Source organism: Nonomuraea sp. NPDC050691 (genome assembly GCF_040654455.1).
Classification (GTDB): domain Bacteria; phylum Actinomycetota; class Actinomycetes; order Streptosporangiales; family Streptosporangiaceae; genus Nonomuraea.
Map to the genome: position 1 here is coordinate 79,409 of NZ_JBFAIA010000001.1, position 17,497 is coordinate 96,905.

Annotated in this window: 21 protein-coding genes; 11 read left to right on the forward strand and 10 right to left on the reverse strand. The window is 71.9% G+C overall.

Annotation, left to right across the window (positions count from 1 at the left end):
* Positions 1-20 precede the first annotated feature (20 nt).
* The 3 genes from AB0H81_RS00415 to AB0H81_RS00425 all read right to left on the reverse strand — a co-directional run bounded on the left by AB0H81_RS00415 (position 21) and on the right by AB0H81_RS00425 (position 2,753).
* Entirely contained in the window at positions 21-1,142 is a 1,122-nt protein-coding gene (locus AB0H81_RS00415; protein WP_358367075.1) for a CU044_5270 family protein, read from the reverse strand.
* Complete coding sequence (locus AB0H81_RS00420) at positions 1,135-1,644, reverse strand: RNA polymerase sigma factor (RefSeq protein WP_358367078.1); 510 nt, start codon at positions 1,642-1,644, stop codon at positions 1,135-1,137. Before AB0H81_RS00420 ends, AB0H81_RS00415 begins: the two co-directional genes overlap by 8 nt.
* A 206-nt stretch (positions 1,645-1,850) precedes the next feature.
* A complete protein-coding gene (locus AB0H81_RS00425) occupies positions 1,851-2,753 on the reverse strand; it encodes a M23 family metallopeptidase (RefSeq protein ID WP_358367081.1) in 903 nt (300 codons plus the stop codon).
* Positions 2,754-3,045: 292 nt separating this feature from the next.
* Here AB0H81_RS00425 and AB0H81_RS00430 point away from each other — a divergent pair, with 292 nt between their 5' ends.
* The 3 genes from AB0H81_RS00430 (at position 3,046) to AB0H81_RS00440 (ending at position 4,803) form a co-directional block, all read left to right on the forward strand.
* On the forward strand, positions 3,046-3,552 hold the full coding sequence (locus tag AB0H81_RS00430) for an HAD domain-containing protein (RefSeq protein ID WP_358367083.1): 507 nt from the start codon (positions 3,046-3,048) through the stop codon (positions 3,550-3,552).
* A gap of 120 nt (positions 3,553-3,672) precedes the next feature.
* Positions 3,673-4,338 (forward strand): HNH endonuclease family protein, encoded by a 666-nt coding sequence (locus AB0H81_RS00435; RefSeq protein ID WP_358367086.1) that lies wholly within the window; start codon positions 3,673-3,675, stop codon positions 4,336-4,338.
* A 30-nt stretch (positions 4,339-4,368) separates the two neighbouring features.
* Positions 4,369-4,803: a hypothetical protein gene (locus AB0H81_RS00440; RefSeq protein ID WP_358367089.1), complete on the forward strand. Its 435-nt coding sequence runs from the start codon at positions 4,369-4,371 to the stop codon at positions 4,801-4,803.
* A 97-nt stretch (positions 4,804-4,900) separates the two neighbouring features.
* Here AB0H81_RS00440 and AB0H81_RS00445 read toward each other — a convergent pair whose 3' ends face one another.
* Positions 4,901-6,088 (reverse strand): FAD-dependent monooxygenase, encoded by a 1,188-nt coding sequence (locus AB0H81_RS00445; protein ID WP_358367091.1) that lies wholly within the window; start codon positions 6,086-6,088, stop codon positions 4,901-4,903.
* Between the two features lie 60 nt (positions 6,089-6,148).
* Here AB0H81_RS00445 and AB0H81_RS00450 point away from each other — a divergent pair, with 60 nt between their 5' ends.
* Positions 6,149-6,610, forward strand: a complete 462-nt coding sequence (locus AB0H81_RS00450; protein WP_358367094.1) for a MarR family transcriptional regulator — start codon at positions 6,149-6,151, stop codon at positions 6,608-6,610.
* A 36-nt stretch (positions 6,611-6,646) separates the two neighbouring features.
* Here AB0H81_RS00450 and AB0H81_RS00455 read toward each other — a convergent pair whose 3' ends face one another.
* Entirely contained in the window at positions 6,647-7,387 is a 741-nt protein-coding gene (locus AB0H81_RS00455; protein WP_358367097.1) for a TetR/AcrR family transcriptional regulator, read from the reverse strand.
* 104 nt (positions 7,388-7,491) lie between these two features.
* On the opposite strand from AB0H81_RS00455, the gene AB0H81_RS00460 reads away from it, so the two are divergent.
* The 4 genes from AB0H81_RS00460 to AB0H81_RS00475 are packed head-to-tail and all read left to right on the forward strand — an operon-like array spanning position 7,492 to position 11,437.
* Positions 7,492-8,625: an NAD(P)/FAD-dependent oxidoreductase gene (locus tag AB0H81_RS00460; protein WP_358367100.1), complete on the forward strand. Its 1,134-nt coding sequence runs from the start codon at positions 7,492-7,494 to the stop codon at positions 8,623-8,625.
* A gap of 57 nt (positions 8,626-8,682) precedes the next feature.
* Complete coding sequence (locus tag AB0H81_RS00465) at positions 8,683-9,288, forward strand: DUF4291 domain-containing protein (RefSeq protein WP_358367103.1); 606 nt, start codon at positions 8,683-8,685, stop codon at positions 9,286-9,288.
* A 43-nt stretch (positions 9,289-9,331) separates the two neighbouring features.
* The gene (locus AB0H81_RS00470; RefSeq protein ID WP_358367106.1) at positions 9,332-10,183 is read left to right on the forward strand and encodes a DUF72 domain-containing protein; all 852 of its coding nucleotides are present in this window, start codon (positions 9,332-9,334) and stop codon (positions 10,181-10,183) included.
* A gap of 30 nt (positions 10,184-10,213) precedes the next feature.
* Positions 10,214-11,437 carry a cytochrome P450 gene (locus tag AB0H81_RS00475; RefSeq protein ID WP_358367109.1) on the forward strand — a complete coding sequence of 408 codons (1,224 nt, stop codon included), beginning with the start codon at positions 10,214-10,216 and terminating at the stop codon, positions 11,435-11,437.
* Positions 11,438-11,580: 143 nt separating this feature from the next.
* On the opposite strand, the gene AB0H81_RS00480 is transcribed toward AB0H81_RS00475, so the two are convergent.
* Genes AB0H81_RS00480 through AB0H81_RS00490 form a run of 3 tightly spaced genes read right to left on the reverse strand, consistent with a single transcriptional unit; the run spans position 11,581 to position 13,384 of the window.
* Entirely contained in the window at positions 11,581-12,354 is a 774-nt protein-coding gene (locus AB0H81_RS00480; RefSeq protein ID WP_358367112.1) for a hypothetical protein, read from the reverse strand.
* A 6-nt stretch (positions 12,355-12,360) separates the two neighbouring features.
* Positions 12,361-12,864 (reverse strand): helix-turn-helix domain-containing protein, encoded by a 504-nt coding sequence (locus tag AB0H81_RS00485; RefSeq protein ID WP_358367115.1) that lies wholly within the window; start codon positions 12,862-12,864, stop codon positions 12,361-12,363.
* Positions 12,865-12,913: 49 nt separating this feature from the next.
* A complete protein-coding gene (locus AB0H81_RS00490) occupies positions 12,914-13,384 on the reverse strand; it encodes a hypothetical protein (RefSeq protein WP_358367117.1) in 471 nt (156 codons plus the stop codon).
* 224 nt (positions 13,385-13,608) lie between these two features.
* Between AB0H81_RS00490 and AB0H81_RS00495 the strand changes: the two genes are divergently transcribed.
* Positions 13,609-13,908, forward strand: a complete 300-nt coding sequence (locus AB0H81_RS00495; protein ID WP_358367120.1) for a hypothetical protein — start codon at positions 13,609-13,611, stop codon at positions 13,906-13,908.
* Here AB0H81_RS00495 and AB0H81_RS00500 read toward each other — a convergent pair.
* Both AB0H81_RS00500 and AB0H81_RS00505 read right to left on the reverse strand, forming a co-directional pair.
* Positions 13,898-15,130, reverse strand: coding sequence for a hypothetical protein (locus AB0H81_RS00500; RefSeq protein ID WP_358367122.1), 1,233 nt, complete (start codon positions 15,128-15,130; stop codon positions 13,898-13,900). The genes AB0H81_RS00495 and AB0H81_RS00500 overlap by 11 nt on opposite strands.
* 17 nt (positions 15,131-15,147) lie before the next feature.
* Positions 15,148-15,468, reverse strand: coding sequence for a hypothetical protein (locus tag AB0H81_RS00505; RefSeq protein WP_358367125.1), 321 nt, complete (start codon positions 15,466-15,468; stop codon positions 15,148-15,150).
* Between the two features lie 162 nt (positions 15,469-15,630).
* Between AB0H81_RS00505 and AB0H81_RS00510 the strand changes: the two genes are divergently transcribed.
* A complete protein-coding gene (locus tag AB0H81_RS00510) occupies positions 15,631-16,833 on the forward strand; it encodes a histidine kinase (protein ID WP_358367126.1) in 1,203 nt (400 codons plus the stop codon).
* Positions 16,821-17,465: a response regulator transcription factor gene (locus AB0H81_RS00515; RefSeq protein ID WP_358367129.1), complete on the forward strand. Its 645-nt coding sequence runs from the start codon at positions 16,821-16,823 to the stop codon at positions 17,463-17,465. Before AB0H81_RS00510 ends, AB0H81_RS00515 begins: the two co-directional genes overlap by 13 nt.
* The last annotated feature ends 32 nt before the right edge of the window (positions 17,466-17,497 follow it).

Sequence of the window (17,497 nt, forward strand, 5' to 3'; positions counted from 1 at the left end):
TCACTCCAGGCTCAAACACCTCATTTCCTCTTTGCGCAGCCCTTCGGCGGGGCCGGACGCTGCGTGGTCCATCCCGACTCCGGAGCCGTGGCGTTGTAGGCAACCAGGTCGCCCTTGGTGGCCCAGGCGGCCGTGCGGCCCGCGTGAATGACCGTGCCGAGTGTCGCGCCCGTACCGGGATCGAGGAGCGTCCTCTGCTCGACCGGCACTTCCGTGCGCGGCTCGCCGGGGAAGGAGTACGTCCCAGCGGACACGCCGAGGTCGACGGAGAGGGCCGGCCTGCCGAGGGGGTCCGTCACGGTGCCCGCGACCTTGGTGCTCCGCAGCCCGGCCAGGAGGCGGATGAGCGCGGCGCGCTGGTCCGGGCGGAGCGGCTCGGAGAGGAGGCTCGCGGCGGTGGGCAGGAACTCCTCGAAGGACTGCTTGAAGCCGTTCCTGTACCAGATCTGGTGGTACGTGCGGAGCTTGTCACTCAAGGCGTTCTGGTCGGTGGGGAACGTGGCCAGCTCGGCCATGGTGATGGTGCCGACCGAGTGATTGCCGAGGGTGCCTCCCCCGGTGGGGTCCCAGCTGTAGGCGCACTGCTGCGGCTGGTCGGTGAACGTCACGTACCCGCAGCGCTCGCCCTTCCCGCACGGCTTGATCCGGCGCGGGCTCCCGACGGCCCGCCAGGCGCGCTCGTCCGCCGGCGTCGCCGGGCGGGCGGCGGGCCCGTACCACGTCATCATGAGCCTCGGATCGGCGGGATCGCGCGACTGCCAGACCTCCAGGCGGGTGGTCGCCCGGTAGGTGAAGCCGTCGGCCCGTCCATAGGCGCCATAGATCGTCACGTGCCGCCAGTAGGCGCCGCTCGGCGCGGGCAGCTTCTCGATCCGGTCGGCCAGGTCGTACAGCGCCTGGTTCGGCTTCGGCGCGACCGCCACCTGAGGGGCCGGAGCCAGGTTCGCGACCAGCGAGACCACCAGCGTCACGATCGCCGCCGTCGCCGCGGCCGCCGTCACCGTCCAGGTCCAGGCGCGGGCGCGCGGCCTCGCCCGGTGCGGAGCCGGACCCGCCAGGCGGGCCCGCGCCCGGGCGATGACCTCGGGCGACGGGGGCCGCGCGTCGGGCAGGGCGCGGTCGAGCAGGTCCAGCTCATCCATCGGAGTCCTCCTTCAGCGGGTTGGCGTCGCCGAGTGCCCGGCGCAGCTGCTTGCGTGCCCGGTTCAGCCGGGAGCCGACGGTGCCGGGAGGGATGCCGAGGGCCTCGCCCACCTCGGCGTGGCTGAGCCCGCCCAGCGCGATGAGCAGCACCACATCCCGGTCGCGCCGCTTCAGCCCGGCCAGCGCCCCCGCGAGCGGGCCGGTGAAGCGTGCCGCCGTCACCCGGTCGAGCACCTCGTCCTCGTGGCCGCCGCTGTCGCGCTCGGCCGTCCGGCTGATCGCCTTCCACCGCCTGATCTCGGCACGCCGGTGCCGCGCGATGAGGTGGGTGGCGATGCCGTACAGCCAGGGCCGGACCGCGCCGATCGCCGGGTCGTAGGCGCTCTGCAGGGCCGCCACGAAGACCTCGGCGGCCAGGTCGTCGGCCACGTCCTCGGACAGCCGCCGCGCGATGTAGCGGTGGATCTCGGCGAAATGCGCGTCGAAGAGGTCAGGAGGCATCCCTAAGCCGCGCCCTGGCCTGTTGCGCGTGTTGTGGCCTATCACGCCCGTTCTTTCCCGTTCGGCGGAAATGCTTTCACGCCGCGCCGAGGCGGTGCATGCCGGTACGACGTCGAAGGCCACCACCCAGGGGAGCCGGATGGTGGCCTTCGACGTTCCGTACGGCCGATACAGGCGATCAGACCGGGATCACATCAGTCGCGGGCTCAGCCGCAGTGCTCGAAGGGGCTGGTGTACGAGCTGCTGCCGACCGAGCCGCCCCACTTGACGCACTGTCCGGCGGCGTTGCGTTTCACGGGTCCCGCGTAGTAGTCGAAGCTGCCCGAGTCGGTCGTCCTGCTCTCGCCCTCCGGCTCCAGGAAGGCCGACACGGACGACGGCGAGCCGATGTTCGTCGTCTTCAGCGTGACGACGCAGTTGTAGCCGTTGCCGGAGTTGTAGAGCAGGTAGGTGCGACCGCCGGTCAGAGCGTACGAGTCGATGACCGAGTAGCCGCTGCCGCAGACCTCCTCAGGGGTGTTCGGGTTGCCGCCGCCGCAGGCGTTGCTGCTGGTGATGGCCTTCTTCTGGCCCAGGTACACGGTCGTGCCCTCCACGGTCGGGCTGGTGTCCACCGCGCCGCCGGAGGTCCGCTGCTCGTAGTGCAGGTGCGGCGCGCCGGAGTTGCCCGTCGAGCCGACGGTTCCGATCGCGGTGCCCTGGCTGACGGACAGGCTGCTGCCGGCCGACCTCACCATGCTGGACATGTGGGCGTAGCGGGTCCTGGAGCCGTCGCTGTGACGGATCTCCACCCACTTGCCGTAGCTCGTGCTGCCCGCGTCGTAGAAGTACGCGGTGCCGGCGGCGGTGGCGCGCACGGTCTCGCCGTTGATGTCGTCGCTTCCGTAGTTCTGCCAGTCGATGGAGCCCTCTGGGTTGTGACCGCCCGTCCAGTTGTTGGCGTGGAAGGTCTTTCCGCAGTTGAACGGGCTCTTGTGGGTCACGGCGAGGACGCTGCTGCTCTGCGCCGACGCGGGTTGGGCGAGCGTCGCCGCCGCGAGGGTCATCAGGAGGGTGGGGATCGCTAGTGTGAGGGATTTGAGCCAGGTCAGCCGGCTGGGTGCGGGCATGTTCACCTCTCTGAACAGGTGAGTGCGGGGGGATACGGCGCCCAGTTCCTTGATGCCGATGAGCCCTCTGGCGACGGAACTACGTCGATGGACATGGTGATCTGATGATCGAATCGACGAGAAGGGAGGGCCGCTGTCAGGGAACGTCTCGACATCTCACCGCCTACGGGGAACGACGGGTCGATCGTGAAGGTATCGTCGAAAGTTCTCTTCATCAATCTTTTCTGAAGGAAATTTTCCGGCTTTTGTTGACGACCGATTCTCCACGACAGGATCACGTGGACATGTGCCCATGAGACGCCCACGCCCGCTGCTGTTTCTCGACGTGGACGGAACGCTCATCCCGTTCGGGACGCCCCAGCCGCCTCCCGGTGAGTCCTCGGCCCACCCGGTCACGCCGCCGCCCCTGCCGGCCGGGGCGAACCCCCTCCTGGCCCGGATCGACCCCCGGCACGGGGCGCGGTTGGCGGCGCTGCCGTGCGACCTGGTGTGGGCGACGACGTGGATGGCCGAAGCGAACGACGCCATCTGCCCGCTGCTCGGCCTGCCCGAGTTACCGGTGGTGGACTGGCCGGACTCGGAGGACGAGGAGGGGCCGCTGCACTGGAAGACCCGCGGCCTGGTCGGCTGGGCGGCTGGACGTCCGTTCGTCTGGGTCGACGACGAGATCACCGGCGCCGACCGCGCATGGGTGTCGGCGCACCACCACGGACCGGCCTTGCTGCGTCGTGTCGACCCTCGCCGCGGCCTCGTGGAGGCCGACGTCACGGCGATCGCCGGGTGGCTGGCGGAGCTGTGACGCGGCTGCTCCGGGGCGGTTGGCATCCCGGATGTGGCGACGGCGGGCGACCCTTGCCTCACCCTTTCGTGCGCCGAGTGTCGCTGCCACCACTCCTGACTTCCTGGTAGAGGTGGAGTCATGATCTTCTTGAGGCGGGCGGTCCAAGTCGCCGTACTCACCCTCGTGGCCCTGCCCATCGCCGCTGTCATCACGGCTCCTCCGGCCGGAGCCACCCCGCACAAGCGATCACAGGTCGAGGCCGGGGCCGGGGCGCTGGCCCGGCGCATGCTGGTCCAGCTCAAGGTCGCCCGGCCCTTATCACTGCGTGGCTACAGTCACCGGCGCTTCCAGCCCAGGTGGGCGCACCACAAGGGCAAGTGCGACGTTCGGGAGGTGGTGCTGGCCCGCGACGGGCGGCGCGTGCGCAAGAACGCGGCCTGTCACCCGGTCAAAGGGCTCTGGTACAGCCCGTACGACGGCAAATGGCTCAAGAGCGAGAAGCAGGTGGACGTCGACCACGTCGTGCCGCTGGCGTACGCCTGGCGCTCCGGGGCCCGCAAGTGGAGCCAGGCGCGGCGACGGGCGTTCGCCAACGACCTCGTCCGGCCCGAGCTGATCACGGTCAGCCACTCCGCCAACATCGCCAAGGGCGGCCAGGGGCCGCAGAGCTGGCGTCCGCCGCGCCGCGCCTACTGGTGCCGCTACGCCACCTCGTGGATCACCGTGAAACACCGTTACCGGCTCTTCGTCACCCGCAGGGAGCGGGTGGCCCTGCTCAACATGCTCCGCACCTGCCGCAAGTGAGCGCGGGCCGAATCCGCGATCATGGTAGGTGTGGCGTTACTCCGGCTTCTGGCGATCAGCCTGCTCTGTGGCGGCCTCCTGCCGCTCGCGTTCCAGAGTCCTGGGCGCGGTGACGGTTCTGCGTCCGTGCGGCTCGACTTCCTGATCGGCCTGGAGCTTGGGCAGATCATCGCCGTCCCGGTCGGGGTGGTGGCCGGCGTCGTGCTCGTCGCCACCCGGACGTGGACGCGCCCACCCGGGTACGTCCTGGCGGCCGTCACGATCCTTTTCGGGCTGGTCGTCATGACGCAGGGATGGTCCATGATGAGCTGGGGCGAGAGCGGCTCCCCCGGGATCGGAGATCCGGACGAGGAACTGGTCATCGGGCTGCTGGCCGTGTTGTCGGGCGGGTTCACGGCCCTCGTCGGCACGGTGATCGCCGGTATCCGGTGGGCGCAGGGATCCACGCCGCCGCCGCTGCGATGACGGGGACGAGCCCGCCGCCTGGACTTTCCCGCCGATGCGGGGCGGGCGGGTCTTGGGGGAGCGACATGGGTCACATGATCGCGTACCGCGGGTGCGTTCAGGCGGCCACCGGGGAGTCCCACGTGATGCGGTGGCGGTACATCCAGGCGTGCGCCTCGGCGCTGGCGGACCTCTTGAGGAAGATCGGCATCATCAGGTCGCGGAAGAAGCGGCCGACCGGGCCCGGAGCCTTCTTCGAGTCGCTCAGCGAGCGCGAGTAGGCCACCACCTTCTCCACGCGCTCTCTGCGCTCCCGCTCGTACGCGGCGAACGCGGCGGGCACGTCCGGCCGGTCGCGCAGGCACTTGGCGAGCACGATCGCGTCCTCGAACGCCATGGACGCCCCCTGCCCGGCGCTGGGCGAGGTGGCGTGGGCGGCGTCGCCGATCAGGACGGCGGGGCCGCGGTGCCACACCGGACTGGTCGGGATGTCGTGCACCACGTACGAGCCGATCGGCCCGGTGGAGCCGGCGATGATCTCGCGGATGAACGGCTGGTCGCCGGCGAACAGCTCGGCCAGGTGGCGCTTCCAGTCGGTGGCGGCCAGCTCGGCGCGGGTGGGCTCGACGGGCCGGTCGAGGTTGGCGAACCAGTAGATCTCGCCCGACTCGCGGACCAGGTACCCGAAGAACGCCTTCCTGCCGAAGATCAGGTGCTGCGTGCCGGTGGTCGGCTTCAGGCCCGGGTGGCGGCTGTATCCGCCGACGCCGACGAGGCCGGTGTAGGTGGGGGCGGGGGCGTCCGGGTTGAGGATGTGCCGGGTGCGGGAATGTATGCCGTCCGCGCCGATCAGCAGGTCGCCGGTGGCCGTGGTGCCGTCGGCGAAGGTGGCGACCACACCGCCGCGCGGGTCCGCGTGGTACGACTCCAGGCGCTTGCCGTAGTGGAAGGCGATCCCGCGCGACATCGCCTCCTCGCGCAGGACCTTCTGCAGCAGGCCGCGCTTGACGCACACGCTGACGGTGCCGTCGGCCGGCCGCACGCCGTTCTCGACCTCGCCGAGCTTCTTGCCGGTGCCGCTCCACAGCTCCATGTGGGGGATGGGGAAACCGTCGGCGCGGGCGGCGATGTCCACGTCGACGGCACGCAGCGCGTCGAGCCCGTTGGAGGCGGTGTTGAGGAAGCTGCCGGTGAAGTCGGCGGGCGCGTCGTACGCCTCGTGGACGACCGGCTCGATCCCGGCCTTCAGCAGGGCCATGGCCGTGGCGGGTCCGCCGATGCCGCCACCGATGATCAATGCCCTCACGTGATACGCTCCTTGAGGAGTTATTTAGTTCGACCGAACGAAATATATGGGGCTGATCCGATGCCGTCAAGGAAGGAGTTGCTCGCCGCCCTCGCCGAGGCGGGGCGTGAGCACAGCAACGCCGCGGTGATGTTCCACAGCACCGTGAGCGCCAGGATGGGGCTGGGGATGACCGAGGAGAAGACGCTGGACCTGCTCCAACGCCTCGGGCCGCTGACCGCGGGCCAGATCTCCGAGCACTCGGGGCTGACCCCGGCGTCCGTGAGCGGGCTCATCGACCGGCTGGAACGCAAGGGCCTCGCCAGGCGGGTCCGTGACACGGTCGACCGCCGCAAGGTCATCGTGGAGATCGACCACGCGGGCGTCGCCGGATTCGGTGACCTCTTCGAGGGGCTCGTGCGCGGTCTGTCCGGGCTCTACGAGGACTACACCGACGAGCAGCTCGCCCTGATCCTCGACTTCCTGACCAGGTCGGCCGAGGTGCAACGCCAGGCCACGACCGAGCTCGCGGGCGAAGCCTGAGACAGCCCGGATGGCGTTCCGGAACGTGTCAGGAGATCACGGGTGGGGGAGGCGGGCGGCGATGCCGTCGAGGACGCATTGCAGGCCCGCCTCGAACGCGCTCTCCGCGTCGGCGTGGCTGGCGTCGTGCATGAACCTGGCGAGCATCGGGTAGCGGCCCGTGGCCAGCATCCGGTTGAGGTACGGGGCGGAGGCCATCTGCCACTGCCGTTCGTCCATGCCGGTGGCCCGCTCGGCGCGCAGTTCGGCGATCTGCCGCTGGATCGCCCCGATCAGGTAGACGTTCACCGTCTCGACGGCGTGCATGATCGTGTCGATGTGGTCGAATCCCGGCGCGCCGTCCAGCGCGGCCAGTGACGCCTCCATGTGGGCCAGCGCGTGGGGGCCGAGGTGGGGGCGGCCGCTCAGCAGGTCGGCGAACCACTCGTGCCGCAGCGCGGCCGCCCTGGTGCCGTGGGCGAGGGAGCGCAGGGTGCCGCGCCAGTCGTCGCCGGTGCGCGCCGGCGGCGGGATCTCGCCGTACACGGCGTCGGCCATGAGGTCCAGCAGCTCTTCCTTGGTGGACAGGTAGCCGTACAGCCGCATCGGGCCGGCGTCGAGCGCGGCGGCGACCTTGCGCAGCGACACCGCCTCCAGCCCGTCGGCGTCGGCGAGCTCGATCGCGGCCCGCACGATCCTGTCCCTGCTCAGCGGGCTCGGAGTGGGCCGGCTCGGCGGCTCGGGCCGCTCCCAGACCAGGGTGGGCTCGCCCTCGCCGGCCTCTCGTCGCGCCGTCATCGCGGCCTCCCTTGCACGCTCCCGTTCGTACGAGCTTAGAATACGGCACATCGCGCGATACGGTGTATTGACCAGATACGCCGTATCATCAGAGGGGGAGACCCATGAACAAGAGAATCGCCGTCGTCGGGGCAGGACCCGGCGGCCTCACCCTGGCCCGGCTCCTGCGCCTCAACGGCATCGAGGCCGTCGTCTACGAGCGCGAGCAGTCCCGCGCCGCGCGCGGCCAGGGCGGCATGCTGGACCTGCACGTGGACGGCGGCCAGCGGGCTCTGCGCGAGGCCGGGCTGGAGGCGGACTTCCAGGCCATCGCCCGCCGGGAGGGGCAGGACATGCGGCTGCTCGACCACACCGGCGTCCTGCTGCTCCAGGAGGACACCCCCGACGACGCCCCGCTCGACCGTCCCGAGGTGGACCGCGCCGACCTGCGCGACGTCCTGCTCGGCTCGCTCCCGGAGGACGCCGTCGTGTGGGGCCGCGCGTTCGAGCACGCCACCGCCCTGCCGGAGGGCGGCCACACCCTGCACTTCGCCGACGGCAGCACCGCCGTCTGTGACCTGCTCGTCGGCGCGGACGGCGCCTCCTCCCGCGTACGCCCGCTCGTGACCGACGCCCGGCCGTTCCACACCGGCGTCAACTACGTCGAGCTCGGCATCCCCGACGTGGACCACGCTCACCCCGAGCTGGCGGCCGTCGTGGGACGCGGCAACTACTGGGTCCTCGGCCCGGGCCAGTGTCTGTCCGCCCAGCGCAACGGCGACGGCCGCGTCCGCGTCTACCTCGGCTTCCGCACGCCGGAGGACTGGCTCGCCACCTGCGGCGTCCCCTTCGACGACCCGGCACGCGCCCGGGCCGCCCTGGCGGAGCTGTTCGCCGGTTGGGCGCCGGAGGTGACCGCGCTGGTCCAGGCGTGCGACGACACCGTCATCCCGCGCCCGATCACCATGCTGCCCATCGGCCTGACCTGGCCGGCCGCGCCCGGCGTCACGCTGATCGGCGACGCCGCCCACCTGATGCCGCCGGCCGGGGCAGGCGTGAACATGGCCATGCTCGATGCCCTGGAACTCGCCCTGGCCCTCGCCGCCGACCCCGGCGACCCGGCGGCGGCCGTCGCGCGCTACGAGAAGGAGATGTTCGAGCGCACCGCCGTCGTCGCCCAGGAGTCCACCCGGATCACGGAGCTCATGCTGTCCCCGGACGGCGCCCAGAGCATGCTCCGCTTCTTCCAGGGACAGTGACAGCCGCCGCCGTAATCCGGTTGCGTGAGGGGCGGCCGGTTCCGCATCCTCACCAGGATGAACATCCCCTACCGGCAGATCCGTGCCGTCCACACCGACACCTCCATCACCGTCTACCAGGCCTACGACCCCGCCATCGCGGAGCCGGCCGTCGCCGCGCAGCGCTTCGTGCCGCCGTTCAAGCGCGAGCGGATGACCTGGATCAAGCCGTCGTTCCTGTGGATGATGTACCGCTGCGGCTGGGCCGCCAAGCCGGGGCAGACGCGGGTCCTGGCCGTCGACATCACGCGCGCCGGGTTCGCGTGGGCGCTGCAGCACGCCTGTCTCAGCCATCCCGAACCCGGGGCCGACGCGGCCGAGTGGAAGGAGCGGCTGCGGGCCAGCCCGGTGCGCGTCCAGTGGGACCCCGAGCGCGACCCGCACCACAACGCCCTGCCGTACCGGTCGATCCAGGTGGGCCTGTCCGGCGAGGCCGTGACCCGCTACCTCGACGAGTGGATCACGAGGATCACCGACGTGACCGGCATGGTCCACGACGTCCACCGGGCCCTGCGCGCCGGCCGGGACGTCACGGCCCTGCTGCCCCGGGAGCGCCCGTACCCGCTGCCCGCCGACCTGGCCCGGGCCGTCGGCGCCGACGGCGGGCCGCGTCCGGACCAGTAGGGCGTGTAGCGTCGTGGTCATGCGGCTTCATGTGGGATGCGCCATGTGGACTCACACCCCGTGGCAGGGACGCTTCCTCCCGCACCCCCTTCCCCCGTCCGAGCGCCTGAGGGCCTACGCCACCTGGTGCGACGCGGTCGAGGGCAACACCACGTTCTACGCGACCCCGGCCAGGAGCACGGTCGAGACGTGGGCGGAGCAGACCGGCCCCGATTTCCGGTTCGTGGTCAAGCTGCCCAAGCCGATCACGCACGAGCGCCGCCTCACCGGAGCCGACGAGGAGCTGCGCGTTTTCCTGGACGCGATCGAGCCGCTCGGGCCGCGCGCCCACACCCTGTGGATCCAGCTTCCGGGCTCGTTCGGGCCGAACGACGTCGGCGCGCTCGCCGCGTTCCTCCACCGGCTGCCCCCGCACCACCGGTACGCCGTCGAGGTGCGCCACCGCGCCTTCTTCGATGACGCCCGGGCCACCGGCCTGCTGGAGCGGGTCCTCGGCCGGGCTGGAGCCGAGTGGATCCCGTTCGACACCACCGCGTTCTTCGACACCCCGCCCACCAGCGACGCCGAGCGTGACGCGTGGACGAAGAAGCCGCGCGTGCCCCGCCGCGCCACCGCCCTCACCGACCGCCCGATCGTCCGCTACCTCGGCCGGGACGACGTCACCCGCACGGTCGAGGGCTGGCGGCCGTGGGTCGCCACGGTCGCCGGGTGGCTGCGCGAGGGCCGCTCGCCGACGGTGTTCCTGCACACCCCCGACAACGCGGAGGCCCTCCCGCTGGCCAGGCGCTTCCACGAGGACGTGCGCGCCCTGCTGCCCGGGCTGGAGCCGCTGCCGGAGCCCATGTCACCCTCCGACGGCCCGTCTCCTGACACCGAGCCGCTGACGCTCTTCTGACATACCGCCCCCCTCTGCCACGATGGGCGGGTGACCCCTGACGCCTTAGAGCGCTTGCAGCGGATGCACCGGTTCTACCGCGACCCGTACCCGGTGTACGCCGAGGCCCGTCGCACGCGCGGACTGACGTTCGTGCCCGAACTCGACGCCTGGCTGGTCAGCCGGCGCGAGGACGTCCGCGAGGTGCTGAGCAAACCGGACCTGTTCTCGTCGGCGGGCGCGCTGCGGCCGGACGTCCTGCCCGGCAGGAGCGCCCTGTCCGAGCTGGTCAAAGGGTACGGCGGGGCGCAGGCGGTGCTCTCGGCCGACGGCGAGGCGCACCGGCGCCTGCGCAGGCCGCTCACCCGGGGCCTGTCCCCGATGCGCGTCGCCGCCGCCCTGCCGTTCGTCACCGAACGGGCCGAGGCGCTCGTCGGCGGGTTCGCCGCCGACGGACGGGTCGAGTGGATGGACGCCTACGCCCGGCCGCTGCCCGCGGAGGTGATCGGCCACCTGATGGGCCTGGACCCGGCCGACACCCCTGGCGCGATCCACGGCGGGCACCAGGCCGAGGAGCTGCTGTTCGCCCCGCTGACGGAGGACGAGCAGGTCGAGGCCGCCAAGGAGATCGTGGCCCTGCACCACCTCCTCGACCGGTACGCCCGCGCGCGCCGGGCCGAGCCCCGGGACGACCTCATCACGGAGATGGTCCGCGACCTCGCCCCCGGCTCCGGCGAGCTCACGCACGACCAGCGCAGGGAGATCGTCTCCAACGTCCAGAACCTGATGCTGGCCGGCCACCTCACCGCCACCGCCCTGCTCGGCACGGTCATGCTCAACCTGCTGCGCGACCGCGGCCAGTGGGAGCTGCTGTGCGAGCGGCCGGAGCTCGTCCCGGCCGCCATCGAGGAAGCGGTCAGGTTCGACGCGCCGATCCAGGGCTTCCGCCGCACGGTCACCGAGGACGTGACGTTCGGCGGCACGAAGCTGCGCCGGGACGACGTGGTGTTCGTCTCGTACGCCTCGGCCGGCCGCGACGCCGACCCCACCACCCGCCCCGACATCTTCGACATCACCCGGCCGGTCTCGCGTCACCTGTCGTTCGGCCACGGCCCGCACGGCTGCCCGGGCTCGCAGCTCGCCAAGGAGCAGGTGCGGATCACGCTGGAGATCCTCGTCCGCGAGCTGCCGGGCCTGCGCCTGGAGCGCGCGGACGTCACCATGGCCCCCACCTTGATCCATCGCTCCCCGGAGGCGCTGCACCTCACCTGGTGACCTGCTTCTCCGGGCCGGGCGGTGATCGGGCGCGCCGCCGAGGGACTACTGGGTGTGGACGATCCCCAAGAACGGTTCACCGGCCTCTACGACCGCCGTCACCTGAGTGTGCCCGGCCACGCCCCTGCTGCGCGCCGACCACGTCAGCAGGGGCGGCGGCGTTTGCCGACGAAGGCGCATGTCCTCCCCGTCGAGGTGGAACTCCCGTCGTCGGAGTCCCCGACGCACGAGCCGTTGACGGTCATGCCGCAACTCGTGGTGCTGCCGAAGTCGCTGTCGTCCTGCCCGGTCTGCTCCGGCTCGTCGTCGATCGCGGCCTTGGCTCCCGGCCCGCCCTTCGTCCGGGCACGGTACGTCAGGCCGTCCGGGGCGCGGAAGGAGCCGCGCTCCGCCAGGCGGCCCACGGCGGGGACGCGGCGGCCGATCCGGATGTAGTACCAGGTGTAGCCGCGATCCTCATCGTCGCAGCGGCTGTCGGAGACGCGCGCCCGCGTCGTCCTGCGCACACAGATCTCGACCCGGTCCTCGTAGTCCTCGATCGCGGCCCTGGAGCCGCGGCCGCCCTTCGCGGACGCCCGGGACAAGGTGGTGTCCGGCCTTCTGAACGAGCCGCGCTTCGCCTTCGAGCCGTTGGCCGGGATCTTGGCGGTCGCCGGCAGGTAGTACCAGGCGTAGCCGGTCAGCGCGTCGTCGCAGCGCTGGTCGGCTACCCTGCGCCGGTCACCCTTCGCGACGCAGATCTCGATCTGGCCGGGCTCCTCGTCGTCTGTCTCGTCGGCGATGTCCGTGCGCGTGCCGTAATCCCGGTAGACGGGCGTCTGGGTCTCGTACGTTTCGGTGGCGGCCCCCGAAGAGCAGGACGCGACCAGGGTCGCGGAGGCGGCGAGGCAGAGGACGCGTAAGGCGGTGGGTGGCAAATTCCCTCACTGTGGTGAGGCGACACCATTCAGGCCGGACAACGTTGATTCAGGGCGCCTGAGTTCCGTACCCGATAAGAGAATTTTGAACGGTTTCATTCGGCGGAAAGGGAAAAGGTGTCCTTTCTCCGGCGGTCGCCGTACGCCATGAGATGGGGGGGCGGCGAGGGCCCGCCACGGGTGCCGGCGGCCGGCCGTCCACGAGACCGCGCTTCGCGGGGGCACGCCCAGCTCCTCCAGCGCCGCGATCGCCTCACCTCGGCCGCGCGCAGCCGCACCGCCCCCTGGGCGAGCCGAGCCCCGGGTCAGCGCCTCCGGCCCCCGGAATGTGCGGGTCAGCCCGTCCGGCCGCAGGCTGCCGAACCCCGACGCGAACGCGATGTCCAGCACCGTCAGGTCGGTGTCGTCGAGCAGCCGCCGCGCGAAGTGCGCCCGGCGGGAGCGGGCGAGCTGGTCGGGGCTCGCCCCCAGATGCCTGAGGACCCGCACGAGCGAGACGGATCCGGACATGGCGTGGCCGGTCGTGACCTCCCCCGCGGCCGGGCCTCCAGCGACGAGGTCAGAAGAACCGGCTGAGCCGGAACGGGCGCACCACCAGGGGCGCCGTGAAGCGGCTGATCACGCGTACCTTCCTGATGCGCGTGTGCTCGTCGATCGTGACCTTGACGCACTTGAGGTGCGCCAGGTGGTGGCCCGGGAAGGCGTAGTAGGAGATCCCGACGCCGCGCCGGCCGAGCCCCCGGTCGGACAGTCCCAGCCCAACCTCGCGGTAGATCCGCCACGAGCCCTTCAGCGTGAACGCGGTGGACCCGATGAGCGCGTGGTCGGCCGTCGTGGGGCAGTGGACGAAGACGCGCACGGTGTCGTTCTGGCGCGGCCACTGCGGCAGGATCCGCAGGGACGTGCGCTTCTTCCAGTCGTCGGGCAGGGGCCCGCGGATGGCGGCCGTGGCGGCGGGCGGGCGCGCGAGCGCCGCGGCCGGACACATCATGAGAACGGCGGCAACGGCCATTCCTGCCACGGAACGCATGGAATCCTCCCCCGTCCGGGCGTTCACGACCAGGTTGATCGCCTCATTATGTCCGGCGTTCACGGCGGAAAAGGACGCCACGCCGCACATCCCTCGTGAACGCGTCGCCGCCGAATTCACGGGCCGAAATCCGCGGCCCGGTGCGGTCATAACCGATGACGTGACCAATATGTGATCGCAAAAACTCGTTGATGGCGTTTGCCGTGTTTTAGGATCGCTGTCTTGTGAACCCGCCTGAGGACCAGCCCGAGCTGGACGTCGACGCGGCCTTCGCCCGCCTGACGGCCGGCGTGCGCCTGAAGCCGCCGGGGCTGGGCTGGCGGCTCCGGCTCGCGTTCGGCCCGGGCAGCCGGCTGCGCCGGCGCGTGCTGATCGTGGTGGTCTGTCTGGTGGTCCTGGCTGCGGGCGCCCTCACCCTCCAGGCCGTCGACCGCCGTCCGGACCCGGTGCTGCCGCCCCTCGACGACACCGCGCCCGTCCTGACCGCCCTGTCTGCCGCGGGGCGGACCGTAGTCAGTCCATGATGTGGTTCCACAACCACTGCCCTGAGGTCCGCTCGTGCTCCCAGTGGGCCCCGTAGTTCTGGGGATACGCGCTGCGCTTCGGGTCGCTCAGTATGTCGTACATCGCCTTCGCGGCGGCCCGCTCGCCGATCCGGCGTTCCTCCGCAGCGGTCAGCGGCGGACCGCCTTCTTGATCCCGCTGAGCCCGCGCGTCTCTCACGGCCCAGGAGTAGGCCTGATCGTAGGTGGCCTCATACCTGTGATCGAGATCCTGGCGGCGTACCCGTTCCAGCTCCTCGTTGAACCGGTACGCCTGAACGTTGCCCGCGGCCTCCTCGCGGATGGCGGCCTCGACGTAGGAGTCGCGGCTCATCTCGGTCGGGTCGGGGGTGTCCCGGTGCCGGGCGTGGTTGATCTCGTGAATGAGGGTGCCCGCGAGACCCTCCGGGGTGTCGCCGTCCCGCAGGAAGATCCTGATGACGTTGTAGTCGTCGTCGTACTCGCCGAGGATGCCGTCGTCCTCCGCGCCGGGGGGCTGGTAGAGGATGGTCACGTTGTGCTCGCGCGCCCAGGCCAGCGCCGCCCGCCCCATCGGGGTCTCGTTGAGCACCCGCTCCACCTCGCGCCGCGCGTCGTCGTCCGATGCCATTCCCGAGGTCCGCTTGTTCGCGTCCCACGCCGCAATACCGACCACCAGGGCGGGGAGGGGCATGGTCCCCATGAGCAGTCTCATGGCGTCGCGGAGGGTCTGGGAGATGACCACCCCGATGTTCCCCCTGATCTCGATGAGCATGGAACGCAAGAGCCGCCGCGTGAGGTAGAACCGCAAGGTCAGCCAGAAGCCGCCGGCAGGGGTGACCGCGATCGTTCTCACCAACGCGACGAGCAGCATGGTGAGCGCCCAGACGACCAGCGCCTTCCACAGGACCCTGAGAACCACCGTCATCAGCGTCCCCACGGCGGCCAGGTCGGCCGCCTTGGCGCCGTCCGCCAGGCGCTGCCGCACTCCCTGCGAGGACTCCCACTTCTCCTTGTACGCCTCGACGTCGCGTCCCGCGTTGGCCCGCACGACCTCGCCGTGGCCGGCGTCGAGCTCGGCGGCCGTCGTCCTCAGCCCGTCGGCCAGGTCCAGCCAGGCCCGTACGCGCAGCAGGCGGTCGTCCTCATCGGGGTCGGGCCATGGCGCGTCGTCCTTGAACAGCTCGTGGATCCGCCTGAGCTGGGCGGGCAGCTCCCATCCCATGTCCGGGCCAGCCCCCTTCACCGCTCGTCGGCGAGGCGGCGGGCCATGTCCTCGTTGACCCCCGCGGCCGAGGCATGGGTGCGGGCGGCCGCGCGCAGCTTGCGGGCGTGCTCCCTGACCTCCCGCAGCGTGGTCTCGAAGGCGGTCTCGGCGTGCCGGACGAAGGTCGCGTACTCGGCGTCGAACTCGGCGCCCGGCTGCTCCCGGTCCGCCGGCTCCGGCGCGGAGGCCGCGGCGAGCGCCCGCCGCGCGACCGGCCCCAGCCGGTCCTCCACGTCCTCGGCGCCCGTGCGGGCGCCCAGCAGCGACCGCTGGTCCACGCGCAAGATCCTGTCCATCCGCCCCCCTGAGCCTGTCCCTTGTGTCCGGAAGATCCTGCCATGCCCGGCCGGGAGGAGGATGTCCGGGAGATCCCGCGGCGTCCCGGCACGACGAACTCGGGCGGAAAAGGTCTACCTGGCACTACTGACCCTGGCGCCGCCCGCCGATAGTGTCGCGGAGTGCTCGTCAGGACCGCGCTGGAAGCGCTCGCCCAGCGGCCGATCCCCTTCCTGCGGTCGGCCTGGCCGTGGCGGTCCCTGGCCTACCTGCTGGCCGGGGCCGTGCCCGGCCTGCCCGTTCTGGCGGTCGTGGCGATCGTGGCGACGACATCCTCCCCGGCCGCCCTGGTCGCCGGCGTGGCGGTGTCCGCGCTGCTCACCCCGTCGGCCGGGAGGTACGAGCGGTGGCGGCTGCGGCTGGTGGACGGTGTGCCGCTGCCCGCCACACCCCCTGGGCCGGGCCGGGACGCCGCTTCGCCTCATTGGCGGCGCGCCTGGCGGGGCCGGGTGGTGGCGCTCGGGGGGTTCTCGATGCTCGTGCTGTGGTGGATCGACCTGGTGATGGCCGCGTTCGGCGCGGCGGGGCCCGTCCTGCTGATCCTGTCGCCGGTCGTGCAGCCCGAGGTGGAGCCGGTCGCCGCCGTCGCGGGCTCGGCCGTCGGGGTGGTCCTCCTGCCCGTCGCCGCGTACACGCTCACCGCCTGGGCGGGCGCCCGGGGCGCCATGACCCGCGCGATCCTCGCCCCGCAGGCCGCCGAGCTGGCCGAGGTGCTGCGCTCGCGCGCCCGGCTCGTCGACGCGTTCGAGACCGAGCGGCGCCGGATCGAGCGCGACCTGCACGACGGCGCCCAGCAGCGGCTGGTCGCGCTGACGATGACCCTCGGCATGGCGCGGCTGGACCTGCCGGAGGGCAGCCCCGCGGGCCGGATGGTCGAGCGGGCGCACGACGAGGCCAAGCAGGCGCTGGCCGAGCTGCGCGCGCTCGTCAGGGGCGTCCACTCCCAGGTGCTCACCGACCGGGGCCTGCCCGCGGCCGTGCGTGACGTCGCCGGCCGCTCGCCCGTCCCGGTGGACGTGGACCTCGCCCTGGAGGAGCGGCTGCCGGCGGCCGTCGAGGTGACCGCCTACTACGTCGTGACGGAGGCCCTCACCAACGTCGCCCGGCACAGTGGCGCCAGCGCCGCCCGCGTCACCGGCGGCGCGGCGGACGGCACGCTGGTCCTGGAGATCCACGACGACGGGCGGGGCGGCGCCGACCCGGAACGCGGCACCGGCCTGACCGGGCTGGCCGACCGGCTGGCCGTCGTGGGCGGCAGGCTGTCGCTGTCGAGCCCGGCCGGCGGCCCGACCCGGATGCGCGCGGAGATCCCGTGCGCGTCGTGATCGCCGAGGACGCCGTCCTCCTGCGCGAAGGCCTGATCGGGCTCCTCGAACGCTTCGGCCACACCGTGCTCGCCGCCGTCGGCGACGCGCCGTCGCTCGTCGAGGCCGTCGCCGAGCACCGGCCGGACGTCGTGGTCACCGACGTGCGCATGCCGCCCGGCTTCTCCGACGAGGGGGTGCGCGCCGCCCTGGAGCTGCGCCGGGCGCGCCCCGCGCCGGCCGTGCTCGTGCTCAGCCAGTACGTCGAGCAGACGTACGCCGCCGAGCTGCTCGACTCCGGCGGCGGCGCCGGGGTCGGCTACCTGCTGAAGGACCGCGTCGGCGACGTGCGGGAGTTCGCGGACGCGCTCGACAGGGTCGCGGCGGGCGGCACGGTCGTCGATCCCGAGGTGGTGCGCCAGCTCCTGCGGCGGCCCCGCGACCCGCTGCTGCGGCTCACGCCCAGGGAGCGGGAGGTGCTGGCGCTGATCGCCGAGGGCCGCTCCAACGCGTCGATCGCCGGCGAGCTGTACGTCACGGAGGCGGCCGTGGCCAAGCACATCGCCGGCATCTTCACCAAGCTCGACCTGCCGCCCGCCGCCGACGGCAACCGGCGGGTGCTGGCCGTCCTCGCCTACCTCCGCCGTCAGTAGGGCCCGCCGTCGCCCGGGTCGGCCCTCAGTAA

What these genes read in the sequence shown, in the direction of transcription:
- AB0H81_RS00415 (WP_358367075.1), bottom strand. Translation starts at nt 1,142, where the DNA reads ATGGATGAGCTGGACCTGCTCGACCGCGCCCTGCCCGACGCGCGGCCC.
- AB0H81_RS00420 (WP_358367078.1), bottom strand. Translation starts at nt 1,644, where the DNA reads ATGCCTCCTGACCTCTTCGACGCGCATTTCGCCGAGATCCACCGCTAC.
- AB0H81_RS00425 (WP_358367081.1), bottom strand. Translation starts at nt 2,753, where the DNA reads ATGCCCGCACCCAGCCGGCTGACCTGGCTCAAATCCCTCACACTAGCG.
- AB0H81_RS00430 (WP_358367083.1), top strand. Translation starts at nt 3,046, where the DNA reads ATGAGACGCCCACGCCCGCTGCTGTTTCTCGACGTGGACGGAACGCTC.
- AB0H81_RS00435 (WP_358367086.1), top strand. Translation starts at nt 3,673, where the DNA reads ATGATCTTCTTGAGGCGGGCGGTCCAAGTCGCCGTACTCACCCTCGTG.
- AB0H81_RS00450 (WP_358367094.1), top strand. Translation starts at nt 6,149, where the DNA reads ATGCCGTCAAGGAAGGAGTTGCTCGCCGCCCTCGCCGAGGCGGGGCGT.
- AB0H81_RS00455 (WP_358367097.1), bottom strand. Translation starts at nt 7,387, where the DNA reads ATGACGGCGCGACGAGAGGCCGGCGAGGGCGAGCCCACCCTGGTCTGG.
- AB0H81_RS00460 (WP_358367100.1), top strand. Translation starts at nt 7,492, where the DNA reads ATGAACAAGAGAATCGCCGTCGTCGGGGCAGGACCCGGCGGCCTCACC.
- AB0H81_RS00465 (WP_358367103.1), top strand. Translation starts at nt 8,683, where the DNA reads ATGAACATCCCCTACCGGCAGATCCGTGCCGTCCACACCGACACCTCC.
- AB0H81_RS00470 (WP_358367106.1), top strand. Translation starts at nt 9,332, where the DNA reads ATGTGGACTCACACCCCGTGGCAGGGACGCTTCCTCCCGCACCCCCTT.
- AB0H81_RS00485 (WP_358367115.1), bottom strand. Translation starts at nt 12,864, where the DNA reads ATGTCCGGATCCGTCTCGCTCGTGCGGGTCCTCAGGCATCTGGGGGCG.
- AB0H81_RS00490 (WP_358367117.1), bottom strand. Translation starts at nt 13,384, where the DNA reads ATGCGTTCCGTGGCAGGAATGGCCGTTGCCGCCGTTCTCATGATGTGT.
- AB0H81_RS00500 (WP_358367122.1), bottom strand. Translation starts at nt 15,130, where the DNA reads ATGGGATGGGAGCTGCCCGCCCAGCTCAGGCGGATCCACGAGCTGTTC.
- AB0H81_RS00505 (WP_358367125.1), bottom strand. Translation starts at nt 15,468, where the DNA reads ATGGACAGGATCTTGCGCGTGGACCAGCGGTCGCTGCTGGGCGCCCGC.